Here is a 17148-nt window from a genome sequence, read left to right as displayed (position 1 = left end):
CCGCATGCTAGTTGAAGTGCGCGAGCGATAAGGCGCTTCAGCAGTCACCCGAACCCCGGCCCCGTGCCGGGGTTTTCGTTTTCTGGCGCTGTGGGTTCCCCACCCAGGTCAGCGGCGCCAAGCCGGCGGTCGCCGGCACCTATCCCCGGCAGGCTGATAGCCGCCGGCTCTGCCCCGGCGAGGGGCGTCTTCTTCGAGGTGGCGACATGCCGAACGAACAGCAGGCCCTGGCTGAGATGCCGGTGTGGGTTCTGATCCTGCTCGCAGCAGCGGGCGGCGTCAGCGGCGAGATGTGGCGCGCGGACAAGGCCGGGCTGACCGGTTGGATCCTGATCCGCCGGCTGGCCCTGCGCTCCGGTGCGTCGGTGGTCTGCGGTGTAGCGGTGATGTTCCTGGCGCAGGCAGCCGGGGCGGCGGTGTTGGTCGCGGGCGCACTCGGCAGCCTGACCGCCGCGGCCGGCGCCGAGGTGGCCGTCGGGCTGTACGAACGCTGGGCCGCGAAGAGGCTGGGGGTGTGCGCTGCCCCCTCGGCCACGACCGGCCGAGCCGACGCCGACGGGCCGTGACCCGGCGCCGGGCCCTGTCCCCCGGGGGGCGGGGGCCCCTAGAGGACCGGCCGGAGTACGGGTGCGCGGACTCGCGATTTCGCGCTAGTGGCTGGCCCTGGAGGTTAGTTAACAGGGGTTAACCGAGTTAACCCATTGAGTTCATTGCGGTTAACAGGTCTTCCCCATGGCGCTGTTGAGCAAGGCTGAGTATGCGGACAGTCGCGGCTGGTCGCGCCCCTACGTTTCCAAACTGGCCAAGCAAGGCCGCCTTGTGGTTACGGCAGACGGCAAGGTGGATGCCGAGGCTACCGACCAACTGCTGGCGGCGAGCGCCGATCCCAGCAAGGCCGGGGTAGCCGAGCGGCACCACCAGGAACGGGTGGAGAAGGGCGTGTATGCCCACGTCACGGCGACTGCGGATCCCAGCCCGGCCACTGCCGCCCTTCCGGCTGCGCCAGGTGCTGCTCCCGACTACCAGAAGGCCCGGGCTCGCCGCGAATACGCCCTTGCCCTGCTGGCCGAGGACGAGCACCGGAAGAGCCGTGGCGAGCTGGTGGAGCGCGGCTTGGTCGATTCCGCGGCGTTTACCGCTGCGCGGGCGCTGCGCGACCTGCTGATGGGCATCCCGCCGAAGCTCGCCGGCGAACTGGTCACCCTGACCGACGTGTGGGAGATCGAGCGCCGCCTGACGCAAGCGCTGCGCCAAGCCCTGGAAGATGCCGACCGCTGCCTGCAGCTCGATGCGGAAATCGAGCAGGGAGGCAAGGAGCCGAACTGAGCCATGGAACAACCGTATGCCGACGGTGCCGCCGTGTACCTGGCGGCGTACCGCAGGGGACTGAAGCCCGACCCCGAGCTGTGGATCGACGAATGGGCCGACGAGTTCCAGATGATCCCGGCGGACACTGGTGCCGCTGAGCCCGGGAAGTACCGCACCGACCGCACGCCCTATGCCCGGGAGGTCCAGCGCTGCCTGTCGCCGCCTCACCCGTCGAAGCGGATCGTCACCATGATCGCCTCGCAGTTGATGAAGACCCAGGTGGCGCTCAACTGGTTTGGTGGCTGCATCCACCGTGCGCCGGCCAACATCCTGGCGTTGCTGCCCAGTGAGAAGTTGAGCAAGCGGGTGTCCGGTCGGATCGACAAGACCATCAAGGCCGTGCCGGTGCTGAAGGGGCGCGTCGCCAGGTCCCGCTCGCGCGATGCCCGAAACACCATCGACACCAAGGAGTTCGAGGGGGGCGCGCTGTACTGCGTGACCGCCGGCTCGGCATCCAACCTGGCGGAGCTGGCGGCGCGCTACATCTACGGCGACGAGGTCGACCGCTGGGAACTGGACATCGACAACGAGGGCGATCCGGTCAAGCTGGCGGAAGCGCGCGGCAGCACCTTCGGTCGCCGGGCGAAGTTCTACTACTCCAGTTCGCCGACCGTGAAAGGTGTCTCGCGGATCTTCGATCTGTTCGAGCAGGGTGATCAGCGGCACTACTACGTGCCGTGCCCCCACTGCGGAACCATGCAGGTCCTGGAGTGGGAGGGACTGAAGTACACCAACGACTATCGCTTCGTGCAGTACCAGTGCTGCACGCCTGGTTGTGCGCTGATCGATGAGCATCACAAGGCAGCGATGCTGGCTGCCGGCGAGTGGCGTGCCCACGCCGTGGGCGATGGCGAAACTGTCAGCTTCACCCTCAACGCCTTGTATGCGCCGCCCGGTTGGCTGAGCTGGTCGGACATGGCCAAGGAGTACGACGAGGCGAAGAAACTGCAGGAGAAGGGTGACCCCGGCTCCATGCAGGTGTTCTACAACACCCGCCTGGCCAAGGTGTGGGACAGCGCCGAGGAAATGACCAAGGCGAAGGAGCTGATGAAGCGCGCCCTGGCCGAGGGCCTTCCGCTGGGTGTCGTTCCGGCCGGTGCGCTGATTCTCACCGCTGCGGTGGATACCCAGCACAACCGTCTTGAGCTGCTGGTGATGGGCTGGGGCCCTGGCATGGAGCGCTGGATCGTCGACTTTCAGGTGATCTCCGGCGACCCTGCAGACGAGCGCACCTGGGCGCTGCTCGATGAGCGGCTGAAGACGCGGTACCGGCATGTCAGCGGCGTCGAAATGTCGATCTGCGCGACCTGCATCGACTCCGGCGGCCACCACACCGACGAGGTCTACCAGTTCACCAGGCTGCGCCGCTGGCGCAACGTGCTGGCGGTGAAGGGTTCGAGTAAACGCGGCCGGCCGGTACTGGCGCAACGCCCCTCGAAGGTGGATGTCACCTGGCGTGGCAACACCGAGAAGGATGGCGCCGAGCTTTGGATGATCGGCACCGACACCGCCAAGGACTGGATCTACAACCGCTACCAGATCGAGGACGGTCCCGGCGCACTGCACTTCTCGCAGGATCTGCCGGAAGACTTCTTCGACCAGTGCGTGGCGGAGCGCAAGGTGGTCCGTTACGTGAAGGGCTTCCGCCGCGTCGAATGGGTGAAGGCCAAGTCCGAGCGCAACGAGGCGCTCGACCTGATGGTGTACAACCTGGCCGCCGCCCAGTTCCTCGGCCTGCATCGTTATCACGAGCCGCAATGGAGCAGCCTGCGGGCGGCGGTGAGCCAGGGCAGCCTGTTCTCTGAGCCTGCTGCTGTACCTGCGGAGCCTGAAGGCCCCGACCAGGTGCCAGCCCAGGCTCGGCCCGCGGCACCGGCCAGGTCTCAGCCTGCACCCGCGCGGGCCGTTGCCCCGCAATCCCCGCCCAGTGGGCGCCGTACCTCGCGTAGCGGGTACTTGAACCGTCGATAAGTGAGGTCAACATGAGTACTGCACAGCAGCGCCTGGACGATGTCCGGGTGGCGATCAAGGCCGTTCTCGAAACGGGGCAGTCGATCCGCTTCGAGGGCCGCCAGGTGGACCGTGCCCAGTTGGCCAGCTTGCGGCTGCTGGAAGAGCAATACGCGGCCCAGGCCGCCCAGGAAGCCGCGCAGACCAGCCGGCGCTCGCGCGTGGTGCGTCTCTACCACGCCGGCAAGGGGGTTTGATGGCAGGCCGCTTTCCACACCTGAGCGGGAAGGGCTTCCTGCTCCCGGATCGGATCAAGAACAGCTACGAGGGGGCCGGCACAGGCCGCAGGGCGGCCAACTGGGATGCGCCGCCGGGCTCGATCAATACCTTGTCGCTCCCGGCCTTGCCGATGCTGCGCAAGCGCTCTCGCGCTGCGGTGCGCAACGACCCGTATGCGGGCGGTGCCATTGATACCCGTGTCAGCAACCTGATCGGCACCGGCATCGTCCCGATGCCCGATACCCAGGACAAGCAGTTGCGCCGAGCACTGCAACTGCTTTGGGCAGACTGGACCGACGAATCGGATGCGGATGAGCGTACCGATCTATACGGCCAGCAGGCGCTGATGGCGCGCATGGTCGAAGAGTCGGGTGAGTGCTTCATCCGGTTCCGGCCGAGGCGCCTGGAGGATGGCCTGGCCGTGCCGCTGCAGCTGCAGTTGCTCGCGCCGGAGTTCGTCCCGGTGGAGAAGAACGAGGTGGCGCGCAACGGTAACCTGATTCGCGCGGGCATCGAGTTCAATGGCCTGGGAAAGCGGGTGGCGTACTGGATGTACCGCCGCCATCCCGGCGACAGCACCTTGGTCGGCAGCGGCTACAACCAGTTGGTGAGGGTGCCTGCGAGCGAGGTGCTGCACGTTTTCGAGCCACTGGAAGCTGGGCAGCTGCGCGGTGTCCCGCGGCTGTCGAGGATCCTCCTGCGGCTCAAGTCGCTGGACAACTACGACGACGCGGTGCTGTTTCGCCAGGAAGTCTCGAACCTGTTCGCGGGGTTCATCGTCCGGCAGGAGCAGCAGGCCGGCCCGCCGGTTATGGATCCGGTCACCGGCGCCCCCGTTCGAATGGATGGGGACGGTTTCACGCCCATGGTCGGGCTGGAGCCGGGCACCATGCAGGAGTTACTGCCAGGTGAGACGGTGGAGTTCACCGACCCGCCAGACGCTGGCAACACCTACCCCGACTTCATGCGGCAGCAGCTACAGGCAGCCGCGATGGGATCTGGTACTCCCTACGAACTGTTCACCGGGGATCTACGCGACGTCAACGACCGGGTGATCCGCGTGGTACTCAACGAGTTCCGTCGGCGCCTGGAGCAACTGCAGTTCGGCGTCTACATCCACCAGTTCTGCCGCCCGGTGCGGGCTGCCTGGTTGGACATGGCCTTTCTGTCGGGGGCGCTCGATGTGCCTGACTACGCCCGGCGCCGCCGAGAGTATCTGCGCACTCGCTGGGTTCCGCAGGGCTGGGAGTACATCCATCCGGTGCAGGACGTCCAGGGCAAGATCCTGGAAGTCAAAGCGGGCTTCACTTCGCGCAGCGAGGTGGTACTGCGCAAGGGCTACGACGCCGAGACCATCGACGAACAGAACGCGGCAGACCAGGCCCGGGCGCGGGAGCTGGGTCTGCATTACAGCATCGGCGATGCGGATGCATTGACCGACGAGGAGGAGGGTAAAACCCCATGATCGGAATCACCAAGCTGCGCGCCTTGGCGCTCTCGCTCGGCCTACAGATTTTCAACAAGGTGCCGGTGGCGCCCGAGGTGAAAGACAAGACCTGGTACAGCATCAAGGCCGCGGTAGAGGATGCTGCCACGCCGACCATCGAGGTCTACGTCTACGGTGAGATCGGCGGTTGGGGTATCACCGCCAACCAGTTCATCCAGGACCTGAAGGCGGTGGATGATGGCATTTCCGAAGTGTTGGTGGCCTTCAACACCATCGGTGGCGATCTCTTCGAAGGACTGGCGATCCACAACGCCCTCAATCGCCTGGGCGAGCGTTGCACGGCTCGCGTGGACGCGCTGGCGGCCAGCGCGGGTAGCGTAGCTGCCTGCGGCGCCCACCGCGTCGTCATGGCTTCCAACGCCATGCTGATGATCCACAACCCCTGGACCTGGGGGGCCAGCGGCGCGGCCGATGACTTCCGCAAGCTGGCCGATGTGCTGGACCAGACGCTGGAGGCCATTGTTGCGTCGTACAAGCGCAAGGCGCCGGACATCGATGATGCCGAGCTGCGGCGCCTGATCAAGGACGAGACCTGGCTGACGGCCAGCGAAGCGAAGGAACTCGGCTTCTGCGATGAGGTGATCGACGGCGTGACGGTTAAGGCTCAGTTGGGCGATGGCGGTGCGCTGCGGCGCTATCACCGAGCCCCGTTGGCGCTGCTGGCCCAACTCGAAGAACAGACGCTGTCTGATGTGGCTCCGGCGCCGCCGGACACTCCGCCCGCGCCGACCAATCAACCCACTGCCGGCGCTCTGGTGAACCGCATTGTGCGCGGTTGTGCTGACGCCGGAATCAGCAACCTAGTGGAGGCCCTGACCGTGTCTGCGGATCTGAAGGACGAAGCCAGCGTCGATGCTGCGATCAACCGGGCCAAGGCGGTACGCGACCTGTGTGTCAGTGCCCGCCTGCCCGAGCTCGCGGTGGACTACGTGAAAGCGGGGCTGGGCGTTGAAGCGGTCCGAGCCCGGCTATTCGATAAGCTGGTGGGCAACGGCTTCGGCGAGATCAATAACACCCCGCCGCTCGAACCCGCGGCGCCGCCGGCACCCAAGCCCAAGGCGGCCAGCCCGACGAAGGTCTATGCCGAGCGCCGGGCTGCCAATACCGGTAAATCCAAGGCTTCGAAAGGAGAAGCGTAATGACCATCAAGAAAGAAGGCATCCATGCCGGCGAATTCCTCCTTTCGGAGGGCTCCGGCAGCATCTCGCGCGACCAGGTGACGCTGGCAGCCACCGCAGTTGCGCTGCCCGCCGGCCAGGTGCTCGGCATCGTCACCGCCAGCGGCCAGTACGTTCCCTACAACGATGCCGCCGACGACGGCAGTGAGGTGGCGGTGGCAATCCTCTACGCGCCCAAGCCGGCTTCCACCGCGCCACAGGCCGCCGTGGTCGTTGCGCGTCTGGCCGAGGTCATCGACGTGGGCCTGACTGGCCTGAACGATGCGGCCCGCGCTGACTTCAAGGCCCGCAACATCATCGTCCGCGCCGGCACGCCGTACTGATCGGCGCCACGGACTGAACCCTAGGAGCCCCGCTGATGCGGGGCTTCGCATTTCTGGAGAGTGCTTACATGGCTGAAATCAACATCTTCGAAGACGAGGCCTTCGGCGTTGCCGGGCTGACTGCTGCCATCAATGAATCCCCGATGGTGCCTGGACGCCTCGCCGCCCTCGGGCTGTTCGAGGAAGAGGGTAGTACCACCGTCACCCAGCAGATCGAGAAGGACGGCGACACCCTGTCTCTGGTGCCGGCCAAGGACCGCGGCACCGCTGGTCTGGTGGTGACTGGTAGCAAGCGGAACCTGATTCCGTTCAACGCCGTCCACCTGCCGCAGACCTTCAGCATCATGGCCGACGAGATCCAGGGCATCCGCGCCTTCGGCGAGCTGACCGAGCTGGAAGCTGTGCAAGATGTCGTGGCGAAGCGCCTCGCCAAGATGCGCCGCCAGCTGGATGCGACTCACGAGTTCCAGCGCATGGGGGCCATCCGGGGCGTCATCCTGGATGCCGACGGCACCAGCATCCTGCTCGACCTGTACCAGCGCTTCGAGATCGAAGAGCAGGTGCTGCAGATGGAGCTGGATAACGCAGCAACCGAGGTCCGTCTGAAGGCCGGCGAGGCCCTGGATATGCAAGAAGATGCCCTGGGCAACGTGACCAGCCACGGCGCTCGTGCATTCTGCGGCAAGGACTTCTGGAACGAACTGATTGTCCAGAAATCGGTCAAGGAGACCTACCTGAATAGCCAGCAGGCCGCACAGCTGCGCGGTGACGCGCGGGAAGCCTTTGACTTCGGAGGGATCACCTGGGAGCGCTACCGCGGCAAGGTGGGCTCGCTGCCGTTCATCCCGAGCGACGAGGCCCGCCTGGTGCCGGAAGGGGTGCCCGAGCTGTTCCTGAGTGTGTTTGCCCCGGCGAACTACATGGAGACCGTCAACACCCTGGGTCTGCCCTACTACGCCAAGCAAGAGCGCATGCCCTTCGACAAGGGTATCGCGGGTGAGGCGCAATCGAACCCGCTGCACATTTGCACCCGACCGCGCGCCATCATCAGACTGGTGAAGTGATGGACTTCCGGGCGTTGGTCGCGGGGATGGACGACGTGATCTTCGGCGTCCTGGGGGATACAGCCCTGTTCCCTGATCTGGAGCAGCCGGTGCGCGGGATGTTTGCCGCGCCCTGGCGGGATCCCCAGGTCGGCCGGCTCAACACCCAGTTGCGTGAGCCTCGTTTCGTGGTTCGCCCCGCGGACGCCGACCTAGTCCAGGAAGGGCAGGTGATCACCGTGCAACTGCCGGCGCCGGATGGCGGCGACTATGACGTGGTGCGCAAGGAGCCGGATGGAACCGGCCTGGTTGCGCTTCTGTTGAGGCCTCGGCCATGAGTGTCGGCAGCTTCTACAAGGCCACGGCCGACGGGGGAATGATCACCCTGCAGGTCAGCAAGGACGATGCGAAGCGCTTCGAGCGCTTCGCCGACCTGGTGCCGTCGGCTGCCGCGAAAGCCCAGCGTCGGGCCATCAACAAGGTCCTGGGCTGGTTGCGGACGCACATTGCGCGGGCGGTGAGCAAGCAGGAGCGCATCGCCATGCGCGCGGTGCGGCAGCGGCTGCGCAGCTACCCGGCCAAGGGCGGTGCTGGCCAGGGCAAGCTCTGGTTCGGCATCAACCCTATCGAGGCCAGCCGGATCGGCCGGCCCCGGCAGACCAACACCGGCGTGAGCGTGGCGGGCCGGCGATACGCGGGGGCGTTCTACCGGCGTGTCTACGGTGGCCAGGCCGACATCTGGATCCGTACCGGCAGCAAGCACTTCAGGGCCGAGGACTATCCGGCTTCGGAGCTGACCTCTTCCAGGGGGCAGCAGCACGGCAGCATGGATTGGGAGATGTATGGCCGGTTCCCGCTGGCCAAGGCCAAGGTGTTGCTGGAGGACGTTCGCCCGCTCTTCGATGAGTGGACGCGCCGCGCTGATCAGCGCCTGGTCGAGGTGCTGCTGCAGGAACTCAACTTCGAACTGATCAAGGCTGCACGGGGGTGATACATGGTTGAGCCAGAGTTCAGCCTCGACCAGCTGTACCGGGCAATCGAGGCGGTGCTGCGGGCGGAACTGCCCGGCCTGGAAACGGTGGAGGTGTTCCCGGACATCCGTGACCGGATCGCGCTGCCGGCGCTGTTCCTGGAGGTCGCCGAGTTCGAGCCGGGCCAGGACCCGGGCACCGGTGAAACAGCCCTGGAACTGCGCATGGAGGCGCGCATCATCATGCCGCCGGAGCGCCTAGGCTGCCACGGGCAGGCGGTGCAGCTGGCCACCCAGTTGGCGGTGCTGCTGCGCGGTCAGACCTGGGGGCTGCCGGTGGAGCCGGCGGCGTTCACCCAGTCCGGCCGGGACTGGACCAAGCCGGAGCTGGATGGATACGAGGTCTGGCTGGTCGAGTGGACGCAGCAGGTCTACCTGGGCGCCGAAGAGTGGCCGTGGCCAGACGAGCCGCCCGGCACGCTGCTGGTTGGTTTCGACCCGGACACCGGGCCAGGCAACGAGGAACGATACCTGCCGCCGGAGGATCTGCAGTGAGCTACGCCCAGGCAGAGCATGACCGCATGATCGCAGCGCTGATCATGCCTTGCGTGGTGGTTGCGGTGGACCTCGCTGCGGCCCGTGTGCGGGTGAGCGATGGCGAGTGGACCAGCGCCTGGGTGCGCTGGCATGACCTCGCCGCGGGCAAGGCCCGCCACTGGCGGGCGCCGTCGCTGGGCGAACAGGGGGTGCTGTTCAGTCCGTCCGGTGTGGCTGAGGTCGGCACCTTCGTGCCCGGCCTGTTCGGCTCGGCCGGGGCGCCGGCGGACAGCCGCGACCACGTCCAGGTGTGGCGTTTCGATGATGGCGGTTCGCTGGTCTATGACTGGGCGGCACACAGCTACAGCATCGAGCTGCCCAGCGGCAGCGTCACGGTGAAGGTCGGCGGCGTGCAGGTGCTGGTCGACGACTCCGGCGTCACAGTCCAGGCTGGGCAGATCACCCTGCAGGGCGAGGTAGCCATCCAGGGCAACCTGGCGGTGCAGGGCAACATCACCAGCACCGGCTCGATCATGGACACCACCGGCAACAGCAACCACCACACCCACTGATTCAGTACACACCAACAGGGCCCGCCGACAGCGGGCCTTGTCACTTCTGGAGGAACCATGGCCAAGACTAACCCTGCCCCGAAGGGCGAACCTAGCGCGGATGGGGCCGTTGTCTACCGCGATAAATGCTTCCTCTCCCGTGTTCTGGTGCTGCCAAGCGGGGAGGTCGCCAGAGTTGAGCGCAGCCAGGTGGCGGCTACCAGCGAGGCGCTGCGCGAGTACCTGGCCCAGCATGCGGACTTCGAGCCGCTGGAGTAACCGCAATGATCGGAATGGACCGCCGGACTGGTCAGCCTCTGTCCGGGCTGGCCCACCTGAAACAGTCCATCGAGGACATCTTGAGCACCCCACTGGGCAGCCGGCGGATGCGCCCGGAGTATGGCAGCCGCCTGCGCCGCATGGTTGACCTTCCCGTGAACGAAGGCTGGAAAAGCGCCGTCCAGGCGGAGGCCGCGCGAGCGCTGCGCCGCTGGGAGCCACGCATCTCGTTGCAGTCGGTCCAGGTCAAGTCGGTCGTTGGTGGCCGCATCGTGTTCCTCCTGCGAGGCCAGTACCTCGGTGATGATCTAACGGTTGAGGTATCGGCATGAGCATCATTGACCTCTCTCAGCTTCCGGCTCCGGCGGTGATCGATGACCTCGATTTCGAGGACATCTACCAGGATCTGCTGGCGGCCTTCCGTGAGGCCATGGGAGATGCCTGGACGGCGGCGCTGGAGTCCGATCCGGTGACCAAGCTGCTGGAGGTGGCTGCCTATCGGGAGTTGCTGCTGCGCGCTCGGATCAACGATGCGGCGCGTGCGGTGATGCTGGCCTTCGCCCAGGGCGGAGATCTCGACCAGCTCGGTGCGAACTACAACGTCCAGCGGATCCTGATCGACGCAGGGGACAGCCAGGCCGTGCCGCCGCGCGGGCCTGTCTACGAGTCCGATGAGGACTTCCGCCGACGTATTCAGCTCTCGCCGGAGGGCTACACCACCGCCGGTAGTGAGCAGTCGTACATCTTCCATGGCCTAGGCGCGGACGCCGATGTTGCTGACATCAGCGCGGTCAGCCCCTTGCCTGGCTCCGTCACCGTGTACGTGCTGTCCCGTACTGGTAACGGCACGGCCTCGGAGTCATTGCTCACGGCTGTTTCCGCCGCGCTGAACGTCGACGAGGTCCGGCCGATGACCGACAAGGTCACCGTCCAGTCGGCCAGTATCGTCAACTACAGCATCGTGGCCGAGTTGGTGATGCTGCCTGGTCCCGATTCCGCGGTGGTCCGCGCCGCGGCTCTGGCGGCGGCTGAGGCTTATGCGAAGAGCCAGCATGGGATGGGGCGCGATGTGACCCTCTCGGGCGTCTATGCCGCGCTGCATCAGCCTGGAGTTCAGCGGGTGAACCTCTCCAGCCCTGCCAACAATCTGGTGATAGGCACCGGTGAGGCCGCCTACTGCACTGGAATCACGCTTAGCGTGGCGGGGAGTACCGATGTCTGATCTGCTGCCACTGAACTCCACCGATTTGGAGCGCGCCGCGGCACAGGCCGGCGTGCAGGCCACCGACCTGCCGGTGATCCTGCGCAGTCTGTGGAACCCGGAAACCTGCCCGCTGAACCTGCTGCCCTGGCTGGCCTGGGCCTGGTCCGTTGACGACTGGTCCGACGCCTGGTCGGAGCGCCAGAAGCGCGACACCGTGAAGCAGGCGCTGGCCGTGCAGCGCATCAAGGGCACCATCGGCGCAGTGCGCCGGGCGCTGGGTGCCCTCGGCCTGCCGGTGCGCGTGCAGGAGTGGTTCAACCAGACACCCGCCGGCCAGCCCTACACCTTCCGCCTGCTGCTGGACGTTGACCAGGGCGCCCTGACCAAGGCCGACCTGGCCAAAGTGCTCGAGGTGGTGGCCAACACCAAGAACCTGCGCTCGCAGCTCGAGACGGTGCTGCTCACCGTCACCAGCCAGGCCGAGCTGACGGTCGCTACGGTGACCACCCTCGGTAGCGACCTCAGCGTCAGCGGCTACCAGAAGCCGCGCCTGGTCATCAACGAATTCGCCCTGCCGGTCTACGGCACCGTCACGGTCTGAGGACAGCCATGGAGCTCAAGAACTACTTCGCACAGAACGCCAACGGCGACATCCTGCCCGGGGCCACGGCTGCGCTATTCCTGCCCGGGAGCACCACCCTGGCCAGCGGCCTGAAGGACGCCACCGGCGCCGATCTGGCGAACCCCTTCGCAGCCACGGCCGATGGCCTGCTGCAGTTCGCCGCGCCGAATGGGACCTACGACCTCACCGTCAGCGTGCCCGGGCGCAGCTACACCGTGCGCATCCAGTGCAACGACGTCGCCGAGAGCGTCAGCGCTGCGCAGAGTGCCGCTGCGGTATCGCAGGCATACAGCCAGGTGGCCCAGGACGCCGCCGACCTGGCCAAGCTGCAGAAGAACTACGGCACCTACGCCGATGCCATGGCCGACGTCTGGAATCTGGCCAGTGGCGTCATCGTGCGCGTGCTGGCCGACGAGACCCGTGGCGGCCGGTCGGCCTGGTACAAGACGCTCACCCCGCCGGGCGAATCCTTGGTGCTTGACTTCCTCGCCGGCGCGTACTCGGTTGCGGAAAGCCCGCTGGTCTTCATCAAGAGCCAGGACCTGCGGCTCGTCTCGGTGCCGGCGACCAGCACCTCGGCAGGAACCCCTGGCGACGTCGCACTCAGCACCTCCTACCTCTACGTCGCTGTCGCCACCAACACCTGGCGCCGCGTCGCCTTGTCCACCTTCTGAGGGCTCGCCATGGCTCAAGTATCCAAGGCATATGCTGACCTGATCACGCACACGCGCAACAGTGCAGGAGGCCGCTTCAACGCGCAGGGCCTGTACGAAATGGTCGCTGCCAACCAGCCCCGCTTCGACTACGACCCGGTCACGCGGGTATTGCGCGGTTTGCTGATAGAGGAGCAAAGAACCAACCTCTACACCAACAGCGAGAACATGCTCACCTATGGTTCTCTCAATGGAGGGCTGACTCGTACTGCCTCCGCGTTCAATATGGGGTTGGCAAACTTCATCGATCTGATCGATAGCTCAAATAACGATGACTTTTGGTATCAGAACGTCGCTACCACACCCAACACCATTCTTTGTGCATCGGTATCAGTGAAGAAGACTGTGGGTGCTCCACACTTCGGCGCCATTGGTATTGCGTACGGGCCAACTATCATAGGCCGCTCTGTTATCTTCAATCCCAATACAGGGGTAATAACTGCTACGTCAACTTCCGGTGTAATTGCTGCTGGAGTATTCGATCATGGAACTTCTTGGCGTGTCTGGATGGCTGTCCAGATGGACGGTGATACTACTTATGCCGGTATGCGCTGTTACCCTGCATGGAATACTGATGGGAGCATTACGCGTAATAATGCCACCACTGGAACATTGACCTATGGGCAGCCTCAGATTGAAGTTGGTAGTTTTCCCACCAGCTACATCCCCACCACTGGCTCGCAGGTAACCCGAGCAGCGGACTTGGCGAGCGTGAATATGCTTAGCCCATGGCTCAATGCAACAGCAGGCACAATGTTCGTCGAATGGTCCGTCATTGGGACCACCTACAACGCGCCAGTCTGGGTGCTCCAAGGCAGCGGTACCAACCTCATCAGGCAACGATCGGACTCAAGCAAGCCACTTTTCGACATCTTCGTCGCGGCCACCCAGCAGGCGTCGATTGCCGTTGGCGCTCCAGTTGTTGCTGGAGTGGTGCGTAAAGCGGCCGGTGCATGGGCTACGGACAGCGTACAAGCGGCGGTAGATGGCCTACTGGGGACGGAGGACGTGACCAGCCAGGTGCCAGTGGTAAGCCAACTGGCGATGGGGCGCGCGTCCGTGACTTCCGCCTATTTCAACGGCCATTTGCGTCGCATCCGCTACGTTCCCCGCCGCCTCTCCAACGCCGAACTACAGGCCATGACCGCATGATCGACTACTTCATCCGGGTGGCCGACGAGGCCGCCATGCGCACCACCCTCATCGCCTCCGGCGCCGCCCAGGACACGGACGGCCACCTGACCCCCGCAGATGGGGTGGCCATCGACATCATCGGCACCTGGTACGACCCACCAGCGGCCGAAGGCGAAGCCCCACAGCCGCGCACCGGCTACTACGCCAACGTCCGATCCGAGGCTCTTATCGACTGGCCCGAGGGCGTCATCGAAGCCGAGCCCGTCACGCCCTGGCGCGTCTGGGCCTGACCGAAGACTAACGAGGGATTCCCCATGCTGTTCAAGACGATCCACACCCTCTACGGCCTGACGGCCATGGCTCAGGCAGAAGCCGCTGGGGCGCTGATCAACCTGCCCACCATGGCCGTCGGCGATGGCAACGGCAACCCGACTGACCCGCAGGAGACCGACACCCAGCTGGTGCGGGAGCGCTACCGGGCGGCGGTCAACCGCGTCTACCAGTCGCCCACCGACCCGAAGCGCTTCACCGCCGAGCTGGTGGTCCCCGCGAACGTCGGCGGCTTCACCATGCGCGAGGTCGCCGTCTTCGACAGCCACGGCGCCATGTTCGTGGTTGGCACCCTGCCGGACACATACAAGCCAACCGCCGACGAGGGTGCCTTCTCCGACGTCGTGGTGCGCGTCGACTTCCTGGTCAGCAATGCCCAGATCATCACCTTGCAGGTCGACCCGGCCATCGCTCTGGCCTCCCAGCAGTGGGTGCTGACCAATGTGAAGGCCGCGCAGATCATCCCGGGAGGCACCGTTACCCAGTTCCTGGGCAAGGCGAGCAACGCCGACGGCGACTACGAATGGAAGGACATGGCAGGCATCAACGTCACGGTCGATACCGTGGCCGAGAAGCAGCTGCTGGCGGCGAGCCAGACCACCGTCGACCTCACCGTCACCACCACCTACGGCCTGGCGGTCTACGTGGCCGGCCTGCGCCTGGATAAGGGGACCGGCGCCGACGAGTGGCAGCCTGACGCGAATATCCCCACCCGGCTCAAGCTGGGGAAGAGCTACGCCGCGAACACCCGAATCACCCTGGTGAACAACGAGCCGGCCGGCAGCGCGCCGGCTCCGCTGGAGCGTGGGAACAACCTGGCGGACGTGATCGACAAGGCCGCGGGCCGGACGAACCTCGACGTCTTCAGCAAGTCGGAAACGCGGACCATGGCGCCCGCCGGCCTGGTGGCATCCTTCGCGCGCAGCGCGGCGCCCACTGGCTGGCTCAAGGCCAACGGCGCCGCCGTCAGCCGCACCGCCTATGCCGATCTGTTCGCAGCCATTGGCACCACCTACGGCGCCGGCGATGGCTTCAACACCTTCAACCTGCCGGACCTGCGCGGCGAGTTCATCCGCGGCTGGGACGATGGCCGCGGCGTCGACGGCGGCCGCGCGCTGGGCAGCTCGCAGGCCGGTGCGGTGCAGAGCCACAACCACACCGCAACTGCGGCCGATGGCGGCAGCCACACCCACACGGGTACGGCTACCACCGATGGCGCACACAACCACTCGGCGAGTACCGCCACCGCTGGCAACCATTCGCATGCTGCGTCGACCGACGCCCAGGGGAACCACAGCCATGCCGCGATGGGTTCGCCAGGTATTGGCCAGGGTGCATCGGGCCCCAACTCCGTCATGCAGTCGGGATCGACGAACACCACCTCGACCGCCGGTCAGCACACGCACAACGTCAGCGTCTCGGCAGCAGGGGATCACACCCACGGCGTGTCCGTAGGCAGCGGGGGCGCCCACAGCCACAACCTGTCCATCGCCTCCAGCGGCACCCACAGCCACAGCATCACCGTCGGCAGCACCGGCAGCGCGGAGACCCGGCCGCGCAACGTGGCGCTGCTGGTCTGCATCAAGTACTAGGAGGGCCCATGCTCGCGTACCAGTTCGACACCGCCGGCCTACTGGTCGGCACCACCGAGGCGGACGAGTCCCCGCTCGAGCCGGGCGTCTACCTGCTGCCGGCGCGTTGCACCCTGGTGGCGCCGCCGGCCGAGGTGCCCGAGGACCGCTGGCCACGCTTCAACGGCGCCGACTGGGATCTGGTGAACCGCCCGGAACCGACCGTCGCGCCCGATCCCGTGGCCAAGCTGACCGAGTTCCTCGCTCAGAACCCGGACGTCGCCGCGCTGCTCGGCACTTCGGACAACACCTTGGTGCAGTGATTACGTTCCTCTAGATCCGGTGCCGAGACTGGCGCCGCCCCGTAGTTCAGCCACTAGCCCGCCCTGTGCGGGCTTTTTCATGTCAGGAGAAATGCCCATGAGTTTCTTTCACGGCGTTACGGTCACCAGCGTCGATGTCGGCGCCCGGACGATTTCGTTGCCGTCTTCCTCGATCATCGGCCTGGTGGATACCTTCACCCCAGGGGGTACGGCGACAGCTCAGCCGAACGCCGCCACGCTGATCACCAACGAACGCGAAGCTGCTGCAGCCTTCGGAATCGACTCGGCGATCTACAAGGCCTGCAAGGCGATCTACACCCGCACCAGCGCGGTGATCGTTGCCGTGGGGGTGGCTCTTGCCGGGACGCCTGCCGAGCAGGTGTCCGCAATCATCGGCGGTGTCACTGTAGACGGTGCGCGCACCGGCCTGCAGGCGTTGCTCGATGGCAAGCCCAGGTTCAACGCCCAGCCGCGCCTGCTGGTTGCGCCGAAGCACTCGGCGACCGAGGCGGTGGCCACCGCCATGGACGCCCTGGCGGCCAAGCTGCGCGCCATCGCCATCGTCGATGGCCCGAATACCACCGACGAGGACGCCATCGCCTACGCCGGTAATTTCGGCAGCAAGCGTATCTTCCTGGTCGATCCCGGCGTGCAGATGTGGGACACCGAGACCAGCGCCACGGTGGATGCCCCGGCCTCCGCCTGGGTGGCCGGCCTGTTCGCCTGGACCGACAGCCAGTACGGCTTCTGGAGTTCGCCGTCGAACAAGGAGTTCGTCGGCATCACCGGCACCTCGCGGCCGGTGGAGTTCCTGGACGGCGACGAGACCTGCCGCGCGAACCTGCTCAACAACGCGTTCATCACCACCATCATTCGCGATGGCGGCTACCGCCTGTGGGGCAACCGCACGCTGTCGAGTGATGCGAAATGGACCTTCGTGACGCGCGTGCGGACGCTGGACATGGTGATGGACGCCATCCTGGTCGGGCACAAGTGGGCGGTGGATCGCGGCATCACCAAGACCTACGTCAAGGACGTCACCGAGGGCCTGCAGGCTTTCATGCGCGACCTGAAGAACCAAGGTGCCGTGATCGACTTCGAGGTCTACGCCGATCCCACCCTCAACACCACCAGTCAACTGGCCCAAGGCAAGGTGTACTGGAACATCCGCTTCACCGACGTCATCCCGGCCGAGAACCCGATCTTCCAGGTCGAGGTGACCGACCAGTGGTTGACCGAAGTTCTGGACGCGTAAGGAGTAGCCCG

At 65.8% G+C, this 17148-nt stretch carries 22 protein-coding genes; all 22 read left to right on the top strand.

Annotated features, from left to right (window positions below):
* Positions 1–206: 206 nt before the first annotated feature.
* The 22 genes from VV867_RS12470 to VV867_RS12365 all read left to right on the top strand — a co-directional run bounded on the left by VV867_RS12470 (position 207) and on the right by VV867_RS12365 (position 17137).
* Entirely contained in the window at positions 207–566 is a 360-nt protein-coding gene (locus VV867_RS12470) for a phage holin family protein (RefSeq protein WP_328566552.1), read from the top strand.
* A gap of 166 nt (positions 567–732) precedes the next feature.
* Positions 733–1326, top strand: coding sequence for a terminase small subunit (locus VV867_RS12465; protein WP_328566551.1), 594 nt, complete (start codon positions 733–735; stop codon positions 1324–1326).
* Positions 1327–1329: 3 nt separating this feature from the next.
* Positions 1330–3339, top strand: a complete 2010-nt coding sequence (locus VV867_RS12460; RefSeq protein ID WP_328566550.1) for a phage terminase large subunit family protein — start codon at positions 1330–1332, stop codon at positions 3337–3339.
* A gap of 11 nt (positions 3340–3350) precedes the next feature.
* Positions 3351–3575: a hypothetical protein gene (locus tag VV867_RS12455; protein WP_328566549.1), complete on the top strand. Its 225-nt coding sequence runs from the start codon at positions 3351–3353 to the stop codon at positions 3573–3575.
* On the top strand, positions 3575–5062 hold the full coding sequence (locus VV867_RS12450; protein WP_328566548.1) for a phage portal protein: 1488 nt from the start codon (positions 3575–3577) through the stop codon (positions 5060–5062). Before VV867_RS12455 ends, VV867_RS12450 begins: the two co-directional genes overlap by 1 nt.
* Positions 5059–6243 (top strand): head maturation protease, ClpP-related, encoded by a 1185-nt coding sequence (locus VV867_RS12445; RefSeq protein ID WP_328566547.1) that lies wholly within the window; start codon positions 5059–5061, stop codon positions 6241–6243. The genes VV867_RS12450 and VV867_RS12445 overlap by 4 nt, the downstream gene beginning before the upstream one ends.
* A complete protein-coding gene (locus tag VV867_RS12440; RefSeq protein ID WP_328566546.1) occupies positions 6243–6605 on the top strand; it encodes a head decoration protein in 363 nt (120 codons plus the stop codon). Before VV867_RS12445 ends, VV867_RS12440 begins: the two co-directional genes overlap by 1 nt.
* Before the next feature lie 68 nt (positions 6606–6673).
* Positions 6674–7669: a major capsid protein gene (locus VV867_RS12435; RefSeq protein ID WP_328566545.1), complete on the top strand. Its 996-nt coding sequence runs from the start codon at positions 6674–6676 to the stop codon at positions 7667–7669.
* Positions 7669–7986 (top strand): head-tail joining protein, encoded by a 318-nt coding sequence (locus VV867_RS12430; protein ID WP_442965018.1) that lies wholly within the window; start codon positions 7669–7671, stop codon positions 7984–7986. Before VV867_RS12435 ends, VV867_RS12430 begins: the two co-directional genes overlap by 1 nt.
* Positions 7983–8639 carry a hypothetical protein gene (locus tag VV867_RS12425; protein ID WP_328566543.1) on the top strand — a complete coding sequence of 219 codons (657 nt, stop codon included), beginning with the start codon at positions 7983–7985 and terminating at the stop codon, positions 8637–8639. The genes VV867_RS12430 and VV867_RS12425 overlap by 4 nt, the downstream gene beginning before the upstream one ends.
* A 3-nt stretch (positions 8640–8642) precedes the next feature.
* Positions 8643–9173 carry a hypothetical protein gene (locus VV867_RS12420; RefSeq protein WP_328566542.1) on the top strand — a complete coding sequence of 177 codons (531 nt, stop codon included), beginning with the start codon at positions 8643–8645 and terminating at the stop codon, positions 9171–9173.
* Positions 9170–9727, top strand: coding sequence for a phage baseplate assembly protein V (locus VV867_RS12415; protein WP_328566541.1), 558 nt, complete (start codon positions 9170–9172; stop codon positions 9725–9727). The genes VV867_RS12420 and VV867_RS12415 overlap by 4 nt, the downstream gene beginning before the upstream one ends.
* A gap of 57 nt (positions 9728–9784) precedes the next feature.
* Complete coding sequence (locus tag VV867_RS12410) at positions 9785–9985, top strand: hypothetical protein (protein ID WP_328566540.1); 201 nt, start codon at positions 9785–9787, stop codon at positions 9983–9985.
* Positions 9986–9990: 5 nt separating this feature from the next.
* Positions 9991–10317, top strand: coding sequence for a GPW/gp25 family protein (locus tag VV867_RS12405; protein ID WP_328566539.1), 327 nt, complete (start codon positions 9991–9993; stop codon positions 10315–10317).
* Positions 10314–11207 (top strand): baseplate assembly protein, encoded by an 894-nt coding sequence (locus tag VV867_RS12400; protein WP_328566538.1) that lies wholly within the window; start codon positions 10314–10316, stop codon positions 11205–11207. The genes VV867_RS12405 and VV867_RS12400 overlap by 4 nt, the downstream gene beginning before the upstream one ends.
* A complete protein-coding gene (locus tag VV867_RS12395) occupies positions 11200–11790 on the top strand; it encodes a phage tail protein I (protein ID WP_328566537.1) in 591 nt (196 codons plus the stop codon). Before VV867_RS12400 ends, VV867_RS12395 begins: the two co-directional genes overlap by 8 nt.
* An 8-nt stretch (positions 11791–11798) precedes the next feature.
* On the top strand, positions 11799–12485 hold the full coding sequence (locus VV867_RS12390) for a hypothetical protein (protein ID WP_328566536.1): 687 nt from the start codon (positions 11799–11801) through the stop codon (positions 12483–12485).
* 9 nt (positions 12486–12494) lie between these two features.
* Complete coding sequence (locus VV867_RS12385; RefSeq protein ID WP_328566535.1) at positions 12495–13676, top strand: phage head spike fiber domain-containing protein; 1182 nt, start codon at positions 12495–12497, stop codon at positions 13674–13676.
* Entirely contained in the window at positions 13673–13948 is a 276-nt protein-coding gene (locus VV867_RS12380; protein WP_328566534.1) for a hypothetical protein, read from the top strand. The genes VV867_RS12385 and VV867_RS12380 overlap by 4 nt, the downstream gene beginning before the upstream one ends.
* A gap of 24 nt (positions 13949–13972) precedes the next feature.
* On the top strand, positions 13973–15580 hold the full coding sequence (locus VV867_RS12375) for a phage tail-collar fiber domain-containing protein (RefSeq protein ID WP_328566533.1): 1608 nt from the start codon (positions 13973–13975) through the stop codon (positions 15578–15580).
* 8 nt (positions 15581–15588) lie between these two features.
* A complete protein-coding gene (locus VV867_RS12370; RefSeq protein WP_328566532.1) occupies positions 15589–15882 on the top strand; it encodes a phage tail protein in 294 nt (97 codons plus the stop codon).
* A gap of 97 nt (positions 15883–15979) precedes the next feature.
* Entirely contained in the window at positions 15980–17137 is a 1158-nt protein-coding gene (locus VV867_RS12365; RefSeq protein WP_328566531.1) for a phage tail sheath family protein, read from the top strand.
* Positions 17138–17148 lie beyond the last annotated feature (11 nt).

The organism is Pseudomonas sp. JH-2 (genome assembly GCF_036231725.1).
In the GTDB taxonomy this organism is placed as follows: Bacteria; Pseudomonadota; Gammaproteobacteria; order Pseudomonadales; family Pseudomonadaceae; genus Pseudomonas; species Pseudomonas delhiensis.
This window is presented reverse-complemented; position numbering and strand designations above follow the sequence as displayed.

What these genes read in the sequence shown, in the direction of transcription:
- VV867_RS12470 (WP_328566552.1), top strand. Translation starts at nt 207, where the DNA reads ATGCCGAACGAACAGCAGGCCCTGGCTGAGATGCCGGTGTGGGTTCTG.
- VV867_RS12465 (WP_328566551.1), top strand. Translation starts at nt 733, where the DNA reads ATGGCGCTGTTGAGCAAGGCTGAGTATGCGGACAGTCGCGGCTGGTCG.
- VV867_RS12460 (WP_328566550.1), top strand. Translation starts at nt 1,330, where the DNA reads ATGGAACAACCGTATGCCGACGGTGCCGCCGTGTACCTGGCGGCGTAC.
- VV867_RS12455 (WP_328566549.1), top strand. Translation starts at nt 3,351, where the DNA reads ATGAGTACTGCACAGCAGCGCCTGGACGATGTCCGGGTGGCGATCAAG.
- VV867_RS12450 (WP_328566548.1), top strand. Translation starts at nt 3,575, where the DNA reads ATGGCAGGCCGCTTTCCACACCTGAGCGGGAAGGGCTTCCTGCTCCCG.
- VV867_RS12445 (WP_328566547.1), top strand. Translation starts at nt 5,059, where the DNA reads ATGATCGGAATCACCAAGCTGCGCGCCTTGGCGCTCTCGCTCGGCCTA.
- VV867_RS12440 (WP_328566546.1), top strand. Translation starts at nt 6,243, where the DNA reads ATGACCATCAAGAAAGAAGGCATCCATGCCGGCGAATTCCTCCTTTCG.
- VV867_RS12435 (WP_328566545.1), top strand. Translation starts at nt 6,674, where the DNA reads ATGGCTGAAATCAACATCTTCGAAGACGAGGCCTTCGGCGTTGCCGGG.
- VV867_RS12430 (WP_442965018.1), top strand. Translation starts at nt 7,669, where the DNA reads ATGGACTTCCGGGCGTTGGTCGCGGGGATGGACGACGTGATCTTCGGC.
- VV867_RS12425 (WP_328566543.1), top strand. Translation starts at nt 7,983, where the DNA reads ATGAGTGTCGGCAGCTTCTACAAGGCCACGGCCGACGGGGGAATGATC.
- VV867_RS12420 (WP_328566542.1), top strand. Translation starts at nt 8,643, where the DNA reads ATGGTTGAGCCAGAGTTCAGCCTCGACCAGCTGTACCGGGCAATCGAG.
- VV867_RS12410 (WP_328566540.1), top strand. Translation starts at nt 9,785, where the DNA reads ATGGCCAAGACTAACCCTGCCCCGAAGGGCGAACCTAGCGCGGATGGG.
- VV867_RS12405 (WP_328566539.1), top strand. Translation starts at nt 9,991, where the DNA reads ATGATCGGAATGGACCGCCGGACTGGTCAGCCTCTGTCCGGGCTGGCC.
- VV867_RS12400 (WP_328566538.1), top strand. Translation starts at nt 10,314, where the DNA reads ATGAGCATCATTGACCTCTCTCAGCTTCCGGCTCCGGCGGTGATCGAT.
- VV867_RS12395 (WP_328566537.1), top strand. Translation starts at nt 11,200, where the DNA reads ATGTCTGATCTGCTGCCACTGAACTCCACCGATTTGGAGCGCGCCGCG.
- VV867_RS12390 (WP_328566536.1), top strand. Translation starts at nt 11,799, where the DNA reads ATGGAGCTCAAGAACTACTTCGCACAGAACGCCAACGGCGACATCCTG.
- VV867_RS12385 (WP_328566535.1), top strand. Translation starts at nt 12,495, where the DNA reads ATGGCTCAAGTATCCAAGGCATATGCTGACCTGATCACGCACACGCGC.
- VV867_RS12380 (WP_328566534.1), top strand. Translation starts at nt 13,673, where the DNA reads ATGATCGACTACTTCATCCGGGTGGCCGACGAGGCCGCCATGCGCACC.
- VV867_RS12375 (WP_328566533.1), top strand. Translation starts at nt 13,973, where the DNA reads ATGCTGTTCAAGACGATCCACACCCTCTACGGCCTGACGGCCATGGCT.
- VV867_RS12370 (WP_328566532.1), top strand. Translation starts at nt 15,589, where the DNA reads ATGCTCGCGTACCAGTTCGACACCGCCGGCCTACTGGTCGGCACCACC.
- VV867_RS12365 (WP_328566531.1), top strand. Translation starts at nt 15,980, where the DNA reads ATGAGTTTCTTTCACGGCGTTACGGTCACCAGCGTCGATGTCGGCGCC.